Here is a 15223-nt window from a genome sequence, read left to right as displayed (position 1 = left end):
TGTTCGCTCGTCATGCTGTTCTCTCCATCTTCAAATTGAAGACAGGAACAGATCGGGGTCGCTAACGATCGAACAAGGGTGCGAGAAATGGACGCTTACGCGAAATACAAGAATCGCCGTTCGGATCTGACCGTAGGCGAAGCCGCGCGCTGGGAGGCCCGCTATCAGATCGGAGCGGTGCTCTACGCAATTGTGCTTGGCGCATGGTGCGCCATCGCGCTTCTGATGACCGACGACGCCGTCGCGCACATGATCTGCATCTCGGTCACCACGGGCTATGTGGCGGCCGGCGCCGGCCGCGCCTACGGACGCCCATGGATTTTCCACCTGCAGATTCTGCTGACCTGCGGGCCGATGGCTGGGGCGATGGCGCTGAAAGGCAGTCCTTACTACCTTGGGATGGCGCTTCTCACCCTGCTGTATTTCCTTGGTCTCGAGAGGATCACGACCAGACTACAGCAGATTTTTCTCCGCGCCTTGATCGCGCGCGAACGCGAAGCCGCGCTCGCCGGCCAGTTCGACACCGCGCTGAACAACATGCCGCATGGCCTGTGCATGTTCGGCGCAGACGGTCGCCTTGGCGTGATGAACTATCGTTTCAGTGAAATGATGCATCTCGCCGACGACTTCGTGCATCGCAGCGTCGGCGCAGCGGATGTCATCGCCGCATGCGTGGCCGCCGGAACGATGTCGTCCGAAAACGGGCGGACGATTATCTCGGAGATCGAGAATTCGCAGGCCGGCGCAATCGTGACCACCGACGTGGATATGGAGCAGGGGCGGGCGTTATCGTGGACGTTCCAGCCGATGGCCGTCGGCGGCGCGGTCGTGCTGGTCGAGGACATCACGGAGCGGCGCAAGGCGGAAGCGAGAATCAACCATCTCGCTCGCTTCGATCCGCTTACCGAATTGCCCAACAGGCTCAGCTTCCGCGACGAAATCGAACGCCTGCTGGCGATTTCCAATAGTGCGCCGAGGCTATCGGCGCTGCTGTTCATCGATCTCGATCAGTTCAAGCAGATCAATGATACGCTGGGTCATCCCTGCGGGGATCGCCTGTTATGCATTGTCGCCGACAGACTCCGGGGAATGCTTCGCCCGGAGGACTTCGTCGCGCGATTCGGCGGCGACGAATTCGTGGTGTTTCAGCAAAACATCCAGTCGGCGGAGGAGGCGGCCGCGCTATCCCGCCGCATCGTCGAACGGCTCACCGAGCGATATGAAATTGATCGCCATCTTGTCGAGATCGGCGCGAGCATCGGTATCGCAATGACATCACCTGGCATCACGGCCGACAACATTCTGAAGCACGCCGACATGGCGCTCTACCGTGCCAAGGCCGATGGCCGGGGAACCTTCTGCTTCTTCCGCAACGAGATGGCTGAAACGGTCGAATCGCGCCGCGCCCTCGAACTCGATCTACGCAACGCACTGGCCAAGGAAGAGTTCGAACTGTTCTATCAGCCGCTGGTCAATCTGAAGTCGGGCCGGATCACCGCCTGCGAGGCACTCCTGCGCTGGAATCATCCCTCGCGCGGTACAGTGTCGCCGATGGACATCATTCCGGTGGCGGAGGAGATGGGGATCATCATCGATCTCGGCCGCTGGATTTTGCGCAAGGCCTGCATGGAATGCATGACGTGGCCGGAGGTTGTCAGCGTCGCCGTCAATTTCTCGTCGGAGCAATTCCATCAGCGCGACATCCTGAGCGAAGTCCGCTATGCCTTGGAGGTTTCCGGTCTTCCGGCGCACCGCCTCGAAATCGAGATTACAGAATCGTCGTTACTGCGCAACACGCAGTGGACCCACGACGCGCTGAGCCAATTGCGCTCCGCGGGCGTGAGGATTTCACTCGACGATTTTGGCACAGGGTATTCGAGCCTTAGCTATTTGCACAATTTCCCGCTCCAGAAGGTCAAGATCGATCGCTCGTTTCTGGAAGGGATCGATACGGACCGGCCCCTGATGCTATTGCGTGGTGTGGCTCGGCTGAGCGCCGATCTCGGCATGGCCGTCGTCGTCGAAGGCATTGAAACCAACGAGCAGCTCGATCTCGTCAGCGTCGATGGCACGGTGACGGAAGCGCAAGGCTATCTGTTCAGCCGACCGGTCTCGGCGGCAGGCATCCGTCGGCTGCTCGACGCCTCTCATGGACGTCGTCTGATGGCAGTGTGAAGGTCGTCCGGTCGATCGCTTAGATTTCTCCCTAAGGGCATGCCACCACCTCCGAGTCGAGGGTGGTCCATTGAAAGAATGTGAGGATACACTAACATTAATGTTTTGTTATCTTTTCATTTTATTAACGAATCGTTAACCTTCGATTGTCTGCTGGAATCAGACGGCGAGGGTGCTCCCAATGAGTTTGGCTCTAACAGTCGCCAAGCCTGTAGACCGAAGTATCGAACTTCTGGATCGGGTTGATTATCGCTTGGTGGAAACGCCGGCAGATAGGGATATCATCTACCGCCTTCGATATCGTGCCTACCTGAATGAGGGCGCGATCGAGACCAACCGCGACCATAAAATCTTCGATCGTTTCGACGATATGCCGAATTCCTGGATTTTTGGCATCTATCTGGACGGCGCGCTCGCCAGTTCCATTCGTCTCAGCATTTCGTCGCCGGAGCATCCGCGCAGTCCCTCGGTGGATGTGTTTAACGATTATCTCCAGCCGGAAGTCGATCGGGGCAAGGTTATGGTCGACCCGACCCGCTTCGTGGCGGATCCGGAGCTCGCGGGCCGATTTCCTGAATTGCCCTACATCACGCTCCGTCTATGCTTCGTCGCCTGCAGTTTCTTCAATGCGGACCTTGGTCTGGCCACCGTTCGCGCCGAACACCGGTCGTTCTACCGGCGTTTATTTGATCACCAGCCGTTGAGTCCTCCACGCCGGTATCCTGGTCTCGTCAAGCCGATCTGTCTGATGGCGGTCGATTTTCCGGCCTCGCGCGAAAAGGTCTTTGCCCGCTATCCGTATCTCCGTTCGAGCTATTTCGAACGTCGAATGTTATTCGAGCGCAGAGCTGGCGCCGCAACTCTGGTGCCCACCGATTCTCCGTTTTCGTTCGCGCGACCCTCGATCGTCCCGAGGTCCTGATATCCGACCTATTGTTGTGATGTATGATGTGGGTTCAGGGGCGGACTCCGCGGACCGCACGGTTGTGAAATCGCTGTCGGTTCACCCTCGCGCCACATTTGCGGCTTATTAACCATCGCGGGCGCTTCTTTCGCAAACATGGCATTTGATGCAATCGAGCAACCTCTCATCAAGGTTGACGGAACGTTCGCTTAACCATCACCCTGTAGAGCGAATAACAGTGGAAAACGCGAGCGTGGAGGCTCCGGAATGTTAAATCAGAAGCGATTCCTCCGGGGATTGAAGCTCGCCGCCGTGGTTGCGGCGGCGCTGTCGATGGGTGCTTGCGCTAATAAAAATCCGATGGACGGGAGGGGCGGCGGGATGGCCGGCGCCGCGACCCCGGGCAGCCAGCAGGATTTCGTGGTCAATGTCGGCGATCGCGTTTTCTTCGAGAGCGACCAGACCAGCCTGTCGCCACAGGCGATAACGACGCTGGAGAAACAGGCGCATTGGCTGCAGACCTACAATCGCTATTCCTTCACCGTCGAAGGCCATGCGGATGAACGAGGCACCCGCGAGTACAACATTGCGCTCGGCGCCCGCCGCGCGCAGACGGTTCGCTCTTTCCTTGCGTCGCGCGGCATCGATCCGGGCCGGATGCGGACTATTTCCTATGGCAAAGAGCGCCCGGTCGCGGTCTGCAACGACATTTCCTGCTGGTCCCAGAACCGTCGCGCTGTCACGGTGCTCAACGCCAGTTCCTGAGGCGTCCCTTATTTTGTTTTCAGCCGGCGCTCTTGGGGCGCCGGTTTTTTTGCGCCAGGACGATCGATGAAATAAAAGCCGGCTTCTGCCTTCTGTCTTGACGATGCAAACCGGCTGTTATCTGCAGCTCAAGCCAGAGGGCGCCGTTTTCACCCTTAACGCCACGAAAATATTTAAGGAGAAGACTGACCGGCAAGATCGTCGTAAAGTGATTGTTGTTGTTGGACCAAGTCACATTTTCGGCGTACTGAAGTTTTCAATGGGTGCGCTTTCGATGTGACGTTTATTCAGTCGACAGGCCAAAATGTCATCCATACCTTCGAGGTTTGCACGCGCAATGGCCGTTGCCACGATGCTCGTGCTTTCGTCACATGTCTCCGCGCAATATGACGTCGATCCCGAACTCCGCATCCAGCAACTGGAACAGCAGCTGCGAACCCTGACCGGGCAGAACGAAGAGTTGCAGCACCGGAATCGGATGCTCGAACAACAGCTGCAGCAGTTGCAGCCTGGAACGGCATCACCTGGCGTCGCGGCGACTGCGCCGGCAAATCCAAACGCCGGTTCGCCTCAGCCGAATTACGATCAGCGAGGAGGTCAGCCACCCCTCGTGCAGGAGCAGGTCGTGCCCGTGCCTGCGCAAGGTCATCGGGGTGATGCCTTCAACCCCAGTCAGAACCCTAATGCCCCGGGTGCGCCGCGCGCGCTCGGCGGCGGACAGATGCCGGTCCCGGCGACGGCCGTAGGTTCGCCCGGCGGCCGCGAAGCCGGCGCTCCGCTCGATCTCGCCAACGTCGGTCCACGCTCTTCGGGGAACTATCCGACGACCGGCAACGCCCCGCTCAATTCGGGGGGCCTGACAACACTGCCGCCATCGGCGACGCCGCGGGACGAATTCGATCTTGGCATTGGCTACATGCAGCGCAAGGACTATGCGCTTGCCGAGGAAACCATGCGCAATTTCACCCAGAAATACCCTTCCGATGCTCTGACGGGTGACGCGCAGTACTGGCTCGGAGAAAGCCTGTTTCAGCGTCAGAAATATCGCGAGGCTGCTGAGTCTTTCCTGGGCGTGACCACAAAGTACGACAGTTCGGCAAAGGCGGCCGATGCGTTGCTTCGGCTCGGACAATCGCTGGCCGCGCTGAAAGAAAAAGAGGCCGCCTGCGCCGCGCTTGGTGAGGTCACGCGCAAATATCCCCGCGCCTCCGCCGGAGTGAAACAGGCCGTGGACCGTGAGCAGAGGCGGGTAAAATGCTAGCGCATGATCCGCCACAGTGTGAGCGGTTTGGCGAAAGATCATGCGTATTCTCAATATTCGAGTGCGATCGGACGCAAAACCGGAAACCACTTTTGCGGATCGCGCTCTAGAGAACATGCGCCGGATCGCGTAAATTCGGGCGGGTCTCCGACTGTAAGGAGCGTGTCCGATGAGCCCTCATGCCCCGCAATTTTGTTCGGCCGCGACCCTGTTCGTGGTCCAGGACGTCCCCAAAGCCGTTGCTCATTATCGCGACGTCCTCGGCTTCAAGGTCGGCTTCACCTACGGTGATCCGGTTTTCTACGGCGGCGTCGAGCGGGGCGACGTCACGATTCATTTCCAGGCCGAGAACAAGACGCCACGCGAATCCGGCCAAGGCGCCGTCAACGTGTTTGTGACCGAGGTCGACGCGCTGCACGATGAGCTGAAGTCGCGCGGGGCGACCATAGTGCATCCGCCGGGCGATCGTCCCTACGGCATGCGTGATTTCGATATCGACGATCTGGACGGCAACCGCCTGACATTTGGGATGGGCATCGGTGGTTCGGACTAGATCGACCGCACAAGCGATGAAGCCACCGAAAACGGGCCCCGCTTTGCCGATTTCGGCAACGGAAGCGAAAACGCTGTTCGCGGACTGGAAAGCGGCCCGCGTACTCGTCCTCGCCGTATCCGGCGGCCCCGATTCCATGGCGCTGATGTGGCTCGCGGCACGTTGGCGGCGCGCCGTGACAGGCGGTCCCGACCTCATTGCTGTCACCATCGATCATGGCCTGCGGCGTGGCTCCGCGCGCGAGGCGCGACACGTCAAGCTGCTCGCAACCTCGCTCGGCGTGACCCACCGCATCGTGCGCTGGAGCGGCGCCAAACCGGAATCCGGATTACCGGCGGCCGCGCGAGACGCCCGCTACCGCCTGCTGGCGAGAACAGCCCGTGCCCACGGCGCATTGCATATCCTCACCGCTCACACCTGTGATGATCAGGCGGAAACCGTTCTGATGCGATTATCACGCGGCAGCGGCATTGCGGGCCTCTCCGCAATGGCACGTGAAACGATGCGTGACGGGTTCATCCTTGCCCGGCCGTTTCTGAATGTTCCGAAGTCGAGGCTGATTGCGACGCTGAAGAAGGCAAAGATCGACTACGTGGAGGATCCGACCAATCGCGACCTCAATTTCACGCGTCCGCGTTTGCGTGCTCTGATGCCGGCGCTGGCGGAGGAAGGATGCGATGCCCATAACCTGACGCGGCTTGCATCGCGTCTGGCGCGAGCTAATACAGCGCTGGAACTCCTCGTCGACGGCGCGGAGCGTTATCTGGCCCTGCAGGATGACGACGCGCAGCATCCGGGCTTTCGAACGGAGGCGTTTGCGGTCCTCTCGGAGGAGATCAAGGTTCGATTGTTGTTGCGGGTGATCGATCGTATCGGCTGCGAGGGACGGGCTGAATTGGGTAAGGTTGAGGCTCTGCTCTTGGCACTCGAAAGCGCCGCAAATCATGCGGGTTTCGGCCGACGCGTTTTGCTCAGAAGGACGTTGGCGGGGGCGCTGGTGACGCTTACCTCCGAGCGGATCAGCGTCGAGCCGGCACCGCCCCGGCGTCGGACCAACTAATGCGGCTTGGTTAATCGCCGCGCAGAGGACCTAGCCTGTAATCCAAGGCGGATCTCATTTCCGCCCCGCGTCAAGTTCCGTCAAGCGCCACTATGCTTCAAAAATATGAAGCGACCGCAGACTCCGCCGGGCGTAAGCTTGAAAGATGAAGCGGATCAAAGAGGTGATAAGCAGAAATATTGGAAATGCGAAACCTTGTGTCAACTGCCAGGGCCGAATAGGTTTTATTTAATAAGAGTTTCACCCGGTTCCCTTGGCAGGGGCAACCTCCGCGCCTAGATTGTATACGTCTCGGCAACCCCCATCTATTAAGTCGATGCAGGGATATCCGGCTGCGATCCGCGCGGCCTCGAAGGAAGATCGATGAACGCCAATATGCGCAACTTCGCCCTCTGGGTCATCATTGTCTTGCTCCTGTTGGCATTGTTCACATTGTTCCAGAGTCCTGGTCACCACACGACCGCGCAGGATATTTCGTTCTCGCAGTTGCTGACGGAAGTCGATCAGAACAATGTTCGCGATGTCGTGATCCAAGGGCAGGAGATTCACGGCACCTTCACCAACGGTTCCAACTTCCAGACCTATGCGCCAACCGATCCGGGGCTGGTGAAAAAGCTCTATGACGCCAAGGTGCAGATCACAGCTAAACCCCCCGGCGACAGCGTCCCATGGTTCGTTTCGCTACTGGTCTCGTGGCTGCCGTTCATCGCGCTCATCGGCGTGTGGATTTTTCTGTCGCGCCAGATGCAGGGCGGCGCCGGCAAGGCGATGGGTTTCGGCAAGTCTCGCGCCAAGATGCTGACGGAGGCCCACGGCCGCGTCACCTTCGAGGACGTCGCGGGCGTCGATGAGGCCAAGCAGGACCTGCAGGAGATCGTCGAGTTCCTGCGCGACCCCGGCAAATTCCAACGCCTCGGCGGGCGTATTCCGCGCGGCGTGCTTCTGGTCGGCCCGCCCGGCACCGGCAAGACGTTGATCGCGCGCGCTGTCGCGGGCGAGGCCAACGTGCCGTTCTTCACCATTTCGGGCTCGGACTTCGTCGAGATGTTCGTCGGCGTGGGCGCCAGCCGCGTCCGCGACATGTTCGAGCAGGCCAAGAAGAATGCGCCCTGCATCATCTTCATCGACGAAATCGATGCGGTCGGCCGTCACCGCGGCGCCGGTCTCGGCGGCGGCAATGATGAGCGAGAGCAGACGCTGAACCAGTTGCTGGTCGAAATGGACGGCTTCGAGGCCAATGAGGGCGTCATCCTCATTGCGGCGACCAACCGCCCCGACGTGCTTGACCCCGCGCTACTGCGCCCTGGCCGCTTCGACCGTCAGGTCGTGGTGCCGAACCCGGACGTCGTCGGCCGCGAACAAATTCTCAAGGTTCACGTTCGCAAGGTGCCGCTTGCACCCGATGTCAACCTCAAGACCGTCGCCCGCGGTACGCCCGGTTTCTCTGGCGCGGATCTGATGAATCTCGTCAACGAGGCGGCGCTGACGGCCGCCCGCCGCAACAAGCGCATGGTGACGCAGGCCGAGTTCGAGGAAGCCAAGGACAAGGTGATGATGGGCGCCGAGCGCAAGTCGCTCGTCATGACTGAGGAAGAAAAAATGCTGACGGCCTATCACGAGGGCGGTCACGCCATCGTCGGCCTTAATGTCATCGCTACCGATCCGATTCACAAGGCGACCATTATTCCGCGGGGCCGGGCGTTGGGCATGGTGATGCAACTTCCCGAACGCGACAAGCTGTCGATGTCGCTGGAACAGATGACCTCGCGACTCGCGATCATGATGGGTGGCCGCGTGGCAGAGGAAATGATTTTCGGCCACGAGAAGGTGACGTCCGGGGCTGCGTCCGACATCGATCAGGCGACGCGTCTTGCGCGCATGATGGTGACGCGCTGGGGCCTCTCGAAAGAACTCGGCACCGTGTCCTATGGCGAGAACAATGACGAGGTGTTTCTCGGCATGCAGGTCAACCGCCAGCAGAACGTGTCCGAGGCGACCGCCCAGAAGATCGACTCCGAAGTCAGGCGTCTGGTCGAGACCGGTTACAAGGACGCGACCCGCATTCTTGGCGAGAAGCGTGCCGATCTGGAGACGCTGGCCAAGGGCTTGCTTGAGTTCGAAACCTTGACCGGCGATGAGATCACCGATCTGCTCAACGGCAAGAAGCCGAACCGGGAATCGGTGCTGGAGCCTGCGACACCGCGCACGTCGGCGGTGCCGCCTGCCGGCAAAACACGTCCGCGCCCGGAACCCGATCCAGGTCTCGAACCACAGCCGCAGGCCTGAGCACCGAACGTTCGGTGCTATCCATCGGCGTCTAAAATCAAAACAGCCCGGCGTAAGCCGGGCTGTTTTGCGTTGTGCTCCGAACTTGAATTGTACGTGGATATCACTTCAGAACGAGGCCGTTCGCGTAGCTTGCGCGGCGTTGTCGAAACGTGGTGTAAGGCGCGCACGGTTTCCCTTACGAGGAATGGTTTCAAACCATGGCCAAAGCTGCCTCGAAGTCGAAAAAGCCTGCAACGAAATCAAAACCATCTACAAAATCCCGGGCGAAAAAGCGAAATTCCGCCGGTACGGGGAGGGCGACGAATAACGCAACGCCGCCGGCGAGGGGCAAGTGGGTCTATACGTTTGGAGACGGCAAGGCGGAGGGCAAAGCAGAACTGAAGGAGCTGCTCGGCGGCAAGGGTGCCAATCTCGCCGAGATGGCAAATCTCGGTTTGCCAGTGCCTCCCGGCTTCACGATTACCACCTCGGTATGCGCGGTTTTCTATGCGCATGACAAATCCTATCCCAAGGAGCTGAAGCCACAGGTCGAAAAAGCACTGCAGTACGTCGCAAAAATAACCGGCAAGGTGTTCGGTGACGCGGCCAATCCGCTTTTGGTCTCGGTGCGATCGGGAGCGCGCGCCTCGATGCCCGGCATGATGGATACGGTGCTCAATCTCGGTCTCAATGACAAGACCGTCGAAGCTATGGCCGCGCTCTCTGGCGATCGGCGATTTGCTTATGATAGCTATCGCCGCTTCATCACTATGTATTCGGATGTCGTGCTGGGCTTCGCACATCATCACTTCGAAGACATTCTGGATACGTTCAAGGATGGCAGGGGCTATTCGCTTGACACGGACCTGACCGGCGACGACTGGGTCGAGGTGGTGGGCAAGTACAAGACGGCTGTTGCACGCGAGACCGGCAAGGATTTTCCGCAAGATCCTTATGAGCAGCTGTGGGGCGCGATCGGCGCAGTGTTCTCGTCCTGGATGAATGCGCGGGCGGTCACTTATCGCAGCCTGCACAATATTCCGGAGTCGTGGGGCACCGCCGTCAACGTGCAGGCCATGGTGTTTGGCAATCTGGGTGAGACATCGGCAACCGGCGTGGCGTTCACGCGCAATCCGTCCACCGGCGAAAGCCGGCTCTATGGTGAGTTTCTCATCAACGCTCAGGGCGAGGACGTGGTGGCAGGCATCCGCACGCCGCAGGACCTCACCGAGGCGGCGCGCAAGGAGTCCGGGTCCGACAAGCCGTCGATGGAAACGGCAATGCCCGAATCCTTCAAGGAGTTGACGCGCATCTACAGGTTGCTTGAAAAGCACTATCGCGACATGCAGGACATGGAGTTCACGGTCGAGGATGGCAAGCTGTGGATGCTCCAGACCCGAAGCGGTAAACGTACCGCGCGCGCCGCGTTGCGCATCGCGGTCGAACTTGCCAATGAGGGCCTGATCTCCAGGAAAGATGCGGTGGTCCGTATCGATCCGGCCTCGCTTGATCAGTTGCTGCATCCGACCATCGATCCCAGCGCACAGCGCGACGTGGTTGCCACCGGCTTGCCGGCGTCGCCCGGCGCGGCTGCGGGTGAGATCGTGTTTTCTTCGGAGGAGGCAACCAAGCTGCAGGCCGGCGGCCGCAAGGTTATCTTGGTACGGATCGAGACCAGTCCGGAAGACATCCACGGTATGCATGCCGCCGAGGGCATTTTGACGACGCGCGGCGGCATGACCTCGCACGCGGCGGTGGTTGCGCGCGGCATGGGCAAGCCCTGCGTTTCCGGCTGCGGCAGCATCCGCGTCGATTATGGACGCGGCACCATGGCAGTCGGAGATCGCACCTTCAAGGTCGGTGACGTCATCACCATCGACGGTTCGCTCGGCGAGGTGCTGGCGGGACAGATGTCGATGATCGAGCCCGAGCTGTCCGGTGAGTTCGGTACGCTGATGGGCTGGGCCGACGAGATTCGCAAGCTCGGCATCCGGGTCAACGGCGACACGTCAGCCGACGCGCGAACGGCGGTGAGGTTTGGTGCCGAGGGAATCGGCCTGTGCCGCACCGAGCACATGTTCTTCGAGGAGACTCGCATCCGTACGGTGCGAGAAATGATTCTGGCCGAAGACGAGCAGGCGCGCCGCGCCGCGCTGTCGAAACTGTTACCGATGCAGCGCGCCGATTTCGTCGAGTTGTTCGAGATCATGAAGGGCCTGCCGGTCACGATCCGATTGCTTGATCCTCCGCTCCATGAATTTTTGCCGCATACGCAGGCCGAGATCGAGGAAGTCGCGCGTGCGATGAATACCGATCCGCGCAAGCTGGCTGACCGTGCTCGCAATCTCGCGGAATTCAATCCAATGCTTGGCTTTCGTGGGTGCCGCCTTGCCATCGTTTATCCTGAGATCGCCGAAATGCAGGCGCGGGCGATCTTCGAGGCGGCGATCGAGGCCGAAAAGCGCACCGGCAAGGCCGTCGCCGTTGAAGTCATGGTGCCGCTCATCGCGACCAAGGCGGAGTTCGATCTGGTCAAGACGCGGATCGATATGACCGCGCAATCGGTGACACGCGAAACCGGCGGCAAGCCGGCTTACCAGGTCGGCACCATGATCGAATTGCCGCGCGCCTGTCTGGCGGCAGGAGAGATCGCCGAAACGGCGGAGTTTTTTTCGTTCGGCACCAACGACCTCACGCAGACCACGTTTGGCATCAGCCGCGACGACGCGGCGAGCTTCCTTGGCGCCTATATCGCGAAGGGAATTTTGGAGATCGATCCATTCATCTCGATAGATCGTGGCGGCGTCGGAGAACTGGTGAAGATTGGCGTCGCGCGTGGCCGCAAGACCCGCCCGAATCTCAAGGTGGGCATCTGTGGTGAACACGGCGGCGATCCCGTTTCGGTGGCATTCTGTCACGAGATCGGATTGAACTATGTGTCATGCTCACCATACCGCGTACCGATCGCGCGTCTTGCCGCCGCTCATGCGGCGCTCGGCAAGATGGTCGCGAGCCGAGTGGATGATGGACGGTCATGATCGGAAAGCCTGCCGGCCGCCTAAATCAGTTCCTGAAAGCAGAAGCAGGTTTTCAGATAAGATCATGCTCCGCCGGTGAACCGCCTGCGCGTCATCCGCGGCAAATCAAGCGTTGACCGTATCTTTACTATTTCGCTCGAGGCGTTGTTTACCAACGCTCCCGATATTCGCGCGCGCTTTCGGATGCCTCTTGCCTGTTGTGCACTTGCATCGCCGATTAACGCCCTCGCAACTTTAATTGGATATTACCGAGATCGATCGAAATGGACTAAACGTACAAATCGATCACGTGTGTGGCGTTGCGTGAGCGTGTCGATGTCTGTGTTGCGTAACCAACCGAAGAGCGCGCATCTTGCGCTCTTCGGTTTCGGTCTCTGCGTCTTCGCATTGATCCCGAACGAAGTCGGATATCAGGATATTGCGTCATTGCTTGCGAGGCAGCCGGGTGTCGCCGAACGCTGGCAAAGGCGTGTTTCCGCCAACGCGGTCAGCTCCATTCAGGTCGCGACCTTCAATTTCGGGCGTCCGGTCGGCACATCGGTACCGCGCGCGGCCACACTCTTGCTTGCGAGTCTCGATGATGGCGTTGGTGCTGCCGCGCGCACCCGGCTGACGCGGCCGCCGCCACGCTATAGCGCTTCGGATTTCCCCAAGGTCAATCGGACGCTGAAGAGCGACCGTTTAGCCCTCGTTGCGCCGGAGCCGCCGCCCATTGCGCCGACGGATGCTGCGCCGCAGGACCCCTCAACGTCCAATGCGTCGGTGTTCGGGGCAAAGACGGCGACGACCCGTCATGACGGGGAACCCTCGGGGCTCGATCCCGAACTGGCGGAAGCCCTGAACGCACCTCCTTTGCCGCAATACGATATTCCGCTCGATGTGCAGCCGTCAGACGATCTTGAGGCTGACAAAGCGGTCGAGAGGCCGCAACCTTCCACCGACGAGTTTTCCATCAAGACGGCAAGCCTGTACTTCGGCAGTTCGGCACTAGGTGTCGCAAGTGAAGGTTTGGAACATTGGCGCCCCGGCGAAGAACCCATGATCGTGATGCCGGCCCTGGCAGCGGATCCTGACATGAAGGCATCCCGGCCGCCGCAGCGGGATTCTGCAAAAGCCGGCGAAACCGTGGTCGGCAAGGGCGAGGTCAAAACGCCGGCCGAGCGGCTCGGTCTTCTGGATGACAAGAAGCGCGCCAAGCAGGAAAAATGCCTCGCGGAGGCGGTTTATTTCGAAGCGCGCGGCGAAGCGGTTCGCGGCCAGATCGCGGTTGCTCAAGTGGTTATGAACCGCGTGTTCTCGGGTTACTATCCGACCACGGTGTGCGGCGCAGTCTACCAGAACGCAAATCGTCGTTTGGCCTGCCAATTCACGTTTGCCTGCGACGGCATTCGCGACGTCGTCACCGAGCCGGACATGTGGGATCGCGCCCGCAGGATAGCGAAGGCCACTCTCGACGGACGGCTGTGGCTGTCGGAAGTCGGCAAGTCGACGCACTATCACGCCTATTGGGTGCATCCTTCCTGGGTGCGCGAAATGAAGAAAATGTACCGCACCGGTGTTCATACCTTCTACCGTCCGCGCGCGTGGGGCGACGGCAAGGATGCGCCGAGTTGGGGCACAACGGCTCAGACCGCCGAAATCTCCGCCAGACTCGCCGAGGCAGCTCACAGTTCGGCTGAATTTGGTAGCTCTGCCCGGCGGTAGAGTTGCCGGCGCAATCGCCAACAGACGGCCACTGTCATTTTGGATCCTAGGCGGAGTAAGGCGCGGATCAAGGGCGACTGGCTGGCGGCTTGCGAATGATTTCTATTGTTAGAAATATCTGAAATAACTTATGAAATTCGTCTGGAAGCGTTGATCCAGCCGTCACCAGGATTCTCGCGGGCGAAGTTCGCGGGCGCCTCGTGGTGAAAGTTTCCTAGGATATTCAGACTTTACCAACCAAGCTGCTCCAATGTTGCCACGGTTAGTATGGTAAGGAGCGGGTAAAGGTCGGCCATCGGCGCCATCCCGCGATCAAGTTGTCGGAGTTGCAGTATGCTCGCGCGTTTCGTGTCAGGAGTCCTGGTTGCAGGTGCGATCGCCGCACCGGCAACGGCCGGTCACCTCATGAATGCCAACGAGGCCAAACGGTTCGTATCCGGCAAGGTTTTCGCGTTCACCTGCTTCGACGGTACGCGTGGCGCCGGCCGGGTGTTCGAGGACGGGGGCGCGGCCGGCGCGGTGCAGTTCAGCGGCGAAGGTCCGGTTCGCCACATGAGGCTGCCGGGCAATACATTACAGGTGCGCGGTCAGGCGGTTTGCGCGTCGATCAAGGGTCTTCCGTTCGAACCGTGCTTCAACCTCGACAAGAAGAGCGAAGCCAGCTTCCGCGGTTCGGTATCGGGCATGGGCTTTGCGTATTGCGACTTCGACCATCAGGGGGGCAGGCAGATGCTGCTGGCGCGCGCTGCTGCACACCCGTATGCTCGCCGCAGGGTTTCGCGCACGGCCGATGCGTCGAACACGGAAGTGACCGCGCGTGTCGAAACCCCGAGGGTCGAGAGCGCCAGGCTTGAGCCCGTCAAGCCGGAAGCCAGGCCGGCCAAGGTCGAAGGCGCTTTGGAACTACGACGTTCCACCGATTAAGTTCGGTAGACACACCGATCGCGCTGGGTCGCGAGCCGCTTTTCCGCGAAAAGCATAATATCGATTATTCCAGATCGATGCGGAACGGTCGGCCTTCGATCGTCATATCGCCGGGACCCATTTCGTCGACCGCGCGCAGCATTCGTCCTCCACGTCCAAGAGCTTTGTCTGCCAGCGCTACGATCAGGCGATTCGGCTGCGCGATTGGCGAGGCCGCTCGGATCTGACGTGCGATGGAGATCTCGTCGCGATGCGGGTTGAGCGCGCAGGCGGCGGTGAAAGCGCTCGCGGTCGACCGGCTGATCCCGGCGTAGCAATGCACCACCAGCGGCGCCTTGCGATCCCAGCCACGGATGAACGTCAGAACCTGCATGATATGATCGTCGTTCGGCGCGACGAAACCATCCACGGGCTCGTTGATGTCGTCCATCGACACCTTCAGATGATTAGCCTCGAGAATCGAGTGCGGCCGCCGCACCTGATCGACGTTCGCCATGACAGTGAGGACATGGCTGGCACCGCTGGTTTTCACGGTTTGCGCAAGCGCGGCAAGCGAGCAGACGTGGATCAT

The 15223-nt window shown here is 60.2% G+C and carries 11 protein-coding genes; 10 read left to right on the top strand and 1 reads right to left on the bottom strand.

Annotated elements, in window-relative coordinates:
• The first annotated feature begins 87 nt into the window (after nucleotides 1–87).
• The 10 genes from B2M20_RS17305 to B2M20_RS17260 all read left to right on the top strand — a co-directional run bounded on the left by B2M20_RS17305 (nucleotide 88) and on the right by B2M20_RS17260 (nucleotide 14652).
• Nucleotides 88–2175, top strand: a complete 2088-nt coding sequence (locus B2M20_RS17305) for a putative bifunctional diguanylate cyclase/phosphodiesterase (RefSeq protein ID WP_244553576.1) — start codon at nucleotides 88–90, stop codon at nucleotides 2173–2175.
• A 181-nt stretch (nucleotides 2176–2356) separates the two neighbouring features.
• Nucleotides 2357–3097, top strand: coding sequence for an N-acyl amino acid synthase FeeM domain-containing protein (locus B2M20_RS17300; protein ID WP_079448282.1), 741 nt, complete (start codon nucleotides 2357–2359; stop codon nucleotides 3095–3097).
• A gap of 249 nt (nucleotides 3098–3346) precedes the next feature.
• Nucleotides 3347–3844 (top strand): peptidoglycan-associated lipoprotein Pal, encoded by a 498-nt coding sequence (gene pal / locus B2M20_RS17295; RefSeq protein WP_079448281.1) that lies wholly within the window; start codon nucleotides 3347–3349, stop codon nucleotides 3842–3844.
• Between the two features lie 337 nt (nucleotides 3845–4181).
• On the top strand, nucleotides 4182–5105 hold the full coding sequence (ybgF, locus tag B2M20_RS17290; protein WP_079448280.1) for a tol-pal system protein YbgF: 924 nt from the start codon (nucleotides 4182–4184) through the stop codon (nucleotides 5103–5105).
• 169 nt (nucleotides 5106–5274) lie between these two features.
• Complete coding sequence (locus tag B2M20_RS17285) at nucleotides 5275–5658, top strand: bleomycin resistance protein (RefSeq protein WP_079448279.1); 384 nt, start codon at nucleotides 5275–5277, stop codon at nucleotides 5656–5658.
• Nucleotides 5659–5674: 16 nt separating this feature from the next.
• Entirely contained in the window at nucleotides 5675–6718 is a 1044-nt protein-coding gene (gene tilS, locus B2M20_RS17280) for a tRNA lysidine(34) synthetase TilS (protein WP_079448278.1), read from the top strand.
• Between the two features lie 363 nt (nucleotides 6719–7081).
• Nucleotides 7082–9004 carry an ATP-dependent zinc metalloprotease FtsH gene (ftsH, locus tag B2M20_RS17275; protein ID WP_079448277.1) on the top strand — a complete coding sequence of 641 codons (1923 nt, stop codon included), beginning with the start codon at nucleotides 7082–7084 and terminating at the stop codon, nucleotides 9002–9004.
• 200 nt (nucleotides 9005–9204) lie between these two features.
• Complete coding sequence (gene ppdK, locus B2M20_RS17270) at nucleotides 9205–12024, top strand: pyruvate, phosphate dikinase (protein ID WP_079448276.1); 2820 nt, start codon at nucleotides 9205–9207, stop codon at nucleotides 12022–12024.
• Nucleotides 12025–12339: 315 nt separating this feature from the next.
• On the top strand, nucleotides 12340–13728 hold the full coding sequence (locus B2M20_RS17265) for a cell wall hydrolase (protein WP_079448275.1): 1389 nt from the start codon (nucleotides 12340–12342) through the stop codon (nucleotides 13726–13728).
• Between the two features lie 333 nt (nucleotides 13729–14061).
• Nucleotides 14062–14652 carry a hypothetical protein gene (locus B2M20_RS17260; RefSeq protein ID WP_079448274.1) on the top strand — a complete coding sequence of 197 codons (591 nt, stop codon included), beginning with the start codon at nucleotides 14062–14064 and terminating at the stop codon, nucleotides 14650–14652.
• A gap of 64 nt (nucleotides 14653–14716) precedes the next feature.
• On the opposite strand, the gene B2M20_RS17255 is transcribed toward B2M20_RS17260, so the two are convergent.
• The gene (locus tag B2M20_RS17255; protein WP_079448273.1) at nucleotides 14717–15223 is read right to left on the bottom strand and encodes a tyrosine phosphatase family protein; all 507 of its coding nucleotides are present in this window, start codon (nucleotides 15221–15223) and stop codon (nucleotides 14717–14719) included.

Origin of the sequence: Nitrobacter vulgaris (assembly GCF_002028545.1) — a bacterium.
Classification (GTDB): domain Bacteria; phylum Pseudomonadota; class Alphaproteobacteria; order Rhizobiales; family Xanthobacteraceae; genus Nitrobacter; species Nitrobacter vulgaris.
The sequence above is the reverse complement of the archived record's forward strand: the minus strand, read 5'-3'. Positions and strand labels throughout refer to the sequence as shown.